3 protein-coding genes are annotated in these 3,203 nt (G+C 68.7%); 1 reads left to right on the forward strand and 2 read right to left on the reverse strand.

The window, feature by feature from the left end:
• On the reverse strand, positions 1 to 582 hold a 582-nt coding region (locus tag OKW78_RS16530), incomplete at its 3' end, for a creatininase family protein (protein WP_281196150.1).
• A gap of 137 nt (positions 583 to 719) precedes the next feature.
• Between OKW78_RS16530 and OKW78_RS16535 the strand changes: the two genes are divergently transcribed.
• Positions 720 to 1,043 (forward strand): hypothetical protein, encoded by a 324-nt coding sequence (locus OKW78_RS16535; protein WP_281196151.1) that lies wholly within the window; start codon positions 720 to 722, stop codon positions 1,041 to 1,043.
• Positions 1,044 to 1,092: 49 nt separating this feature from the next.
• Here OKW78_RS16535 and OKW78_RS16540 read toward each other — a convergent pair whose 3' ends face one another.
• Positions 1,093 to 3,039 carry an ABC transporter ATP-binding protein gene (locus tag OKW78_RS16540; protein WP_281196152.1) on the reverse strand — a complete coding sequence of 649 codons (1,947 nt, stop codon included), beginning with the start codon at positions 3,037 to 3,039 and terminating at the stop codon, positions 1,093 to 1,095.
• Positions 3,040 to 3,203 lie beyond the last annotated feature (164 nt).

Consider the following 3,203-nt stretch of genomic DNA (forward strand, 5'->3'; position numbering starts at 1 on the left):
CCCCCCGTCGCGGGCGGATTCGACCCGATCCTCGCGGACGAGATCGGGAGTCGTCGCGCGCAGAAGCGCCGTCTCCAGCGGCCCCGCGTGGCCCATGTCGCTCGCGTGTTCGCCGACCGCCTCGAACCAGGTGAACGCCACGCCGTAACCGTCGTGTGCGGGATCCCGCGAGAAGCGGCGGGCGACCTCCGCGAGCGCCTCGACGTTCCCGCCGTGGCCGTTCACGAACACGACGCGATCGACGCCGTGTGCCGGAAGCGAGGCCGCAGCCTCCCGGACGTACGACCGGAAGGTGTCCGGGGTCACCCATATCGTGCCGTCGAAGGTGCGGTGCTCCTCGGCGACGCCGACGGGGATCGGGGGGCCGACGAGCGCCTCGCCGCGAGGGATGGCGTCTGCGACGCCCGCGCGCGGCTCCGCGTCGTACGCCGCCGCGGCCGCCTCGGCGACGGCGACCGCGTTCAGCGTGTCGGTGCCGAGCGGCGCGTGGGGGCCGTGCTGTTCGGTGCTGCCGACCGGGAGCAGCGCCACGTCCACGTCGGCGTCACGCACGTCCGTCCAGGTTGCGTCCGCGAGTCGCATACCTCCCCTGCGTCGACCGGCCCCGTATAGTCGACGGTCGGGTCCACCGGCTCGGGGCCCCCTTCCCGTCCGGATACGCCCCGGCCTCCCTCCGGTTCGTCCCCGGTACTTAATTCGTCGGGCGTGGATCGGGCGGTATGACCGACGACGAAGCCGTCTCGCAGGCCGTCTACGGCGTGGTCTTCGGCCCGCTGAAGCCGGCGCTCCGAGAGCACGCCTACCCGGTGACGAAGGAGGAACTGATAGAGCAGTACGGCGGGTTCGAACTCGAACACGCCGACGGCACGGACCGGCTGGAGGAGGTGTTACGCCGCGCCGACGTGGCGTCGTTCCGCGAGCCGCGCCAGGTCCGGGACGCGATCCTCGGCGTGGTCGGGGTCGACGGGGCCGGAAAACCGATCGACCCGGACGAGAACGACGTGGGGATCGAGACCGACGACTGGAGTTCGCTGTCGCGGTGAGGCCGATCCGGGTCGGCCGCCGGTCGCCCGCCCGGTCGGCGACCGTCCGCTAGTCGTCGTCGCCCTCGGCGTCCTCGAGCACGCGCGCGGTCCGCTCCTGGGCGCGGTCGATGAACTCCTGGGGCAACTCGTCTATCTCCCCCGCTTGAACGCCCCAGAGATGCGCGTACAGGCCGCCGTTCTCCAGCAGCTCCTCGTGGGTACCCCGCTCGACGACCTCGCCGTCCTCCAACACCAGGATGGTGTCGGCGTCCTTGATCGTCGAGAGCCGGTGGGCGATCGCGAACGTCGTCCGGTCGGCGGTGAGCCGGTCTATCGACCGCTGGATCAGCATCTCGGTCTCCGTGTCCACGTCCGAGGTGGCCTCGTCGAGGACGAGGATGTCCGGATCCTTGAGCACCGCGCGGGCGATGGTGACCCGCTGGCGCTGGCCGCCGGAGAGTTTCACGCCGCGTTCGCCGACCATCGTGTCGTAGCCGTCCGGGAGGTTCTCGATGAACGCGTGTGCCTCCGCGGCCTTCGCGGCCTCGCGGACCTCCTCGTCGGTCGCCTCGAAGGCCCCGTAGGTGATGTTCTCGCGGACGGTGCCGTAGAACAGGTACGAGGACTGGCCGACGTAGCCGATCGACCGGCGTAACGACCGCAGCGTGACCTCGCCGACGTCCTGGCCGTCGATCCGGATGGATCCCTCGTCGACGTCGTACATCCGAAGCAACAGCTTGAGCACGGTCGACTTCCCGGCCCCCGTCGGGCCGACGAGCGCGAGCGTCTCGCCGCCCTCGACGGCGAAGTCGACGTCGCGGACTATCGGCTCGTCGTCGTAGCCGAAGGTGACGCCGTCGTAGACCACCTCGCCCTCCTCGACGACGAGGTCCGGGGCGTCCGCGTCCTGCTCGAGCTTCGAGGGCTCGTCCATCAGTCCGAAGATCCGCTCGGAGGACGCCCGGGCCCGCTGATACATGTTGATTATCTGGCCGAACTGCGCCATCGGCCAGATGAACCGCTGGGTGTAGAGGATGAACACGACGAACATCCCCACGGAGAGGTCGCCGGAGAACGGGCCGGGCGCGGCCCCCTGGAACACCCAGAGGCCGCCGACGACGAAGGTGAACACGAACCCGATGCCCGCGAGCACTCGCAGCGCCGGGAAGAACTTGATCCGGGTCCGGATCGCGCCCCAGTTGGCGTCGAAGTACTCCATCGAGACGTCGTCGACGCGGTCGGACTCGTACGGCTCCGTGTTCGCGGACTTGATCACCTGGATGCCGCCGAGGTTGTTCTCCAGCCGGGAGTTCATCTTCCCGACCGAGGAGCGAACCGCGGCGTACTTCGGCTGGATCGTCCGGATGAAGACGTACGTGAATCCGGCGATGATCGGGACGGGCAGAAGCGCCACGAGCGCCAGCTGCCAGTTGATCCAGAACAGGAGTCCGCCGATCCCGACCACCATCACGGACAGCCGGAACAGCGAGTTCATCCCGTCGTTCAGGAACCGCTCGAGCCGGTTCACGTCGTTCGAGAGGATCGACATCATCTCGCCCGTCTGCTTGTCCGAGAAGAACTCCATGTTCAGCCGCTGCATTCGGTCGTAGGTGTCGGTCCGCACGTCGTGTTGGATGTGTTGGGCGAACGCGTTGAACCCCCAGTTGCGGATCCAGTGGAACGCCGCGCCGAGCGCGAAGGCGCCGCCGATGACGGCGACCGTGAACCAGAACTGTTCGGTCCGGGCCGTCGGGAGCCACGCGTCCGGCAGGAGGACGAGCGGGATCTGATCGCTGAAGGGCGCGTCCTCGTAGAAGACGGCGTCGATGGCGATCCCGAGCATGAGCGGCGGGAGGAGATCGAGCAGCCGCGCGAAGACGCTGGCGATGACCCCGACGCTCACTTGCGGGAGGTACGGCCGGCCGTACTCGAGGAACAGCCGCTTCATCGGGTTCTCGACCTCGGCGCGCTGCTCCTCGAACGGATCGTCCTCGTCCCACTCGGCCCCACTCATCACTCACCCTATCGGGCCACGAGGCAAGTGCGTTTCCTTCGGATCGATCCGGGCCGATACGAACCGGAGAGAACGGCCGCTACTCGTCCCGATCCGGAAACGGGACCTCGAGCAGCTCGCCGTCGTCGGGGAGGAGGCACTCGCCGTCGAACGCCTCGCGGGCG

It is taken from the genome of Halorubrum sp. F4, from assembly GCF_027257195.1.
Lineage (GTDB): Archaea > Halobacteriota > Halobacteria > Halobacteriales > Haloferacaceae > Halorubrum.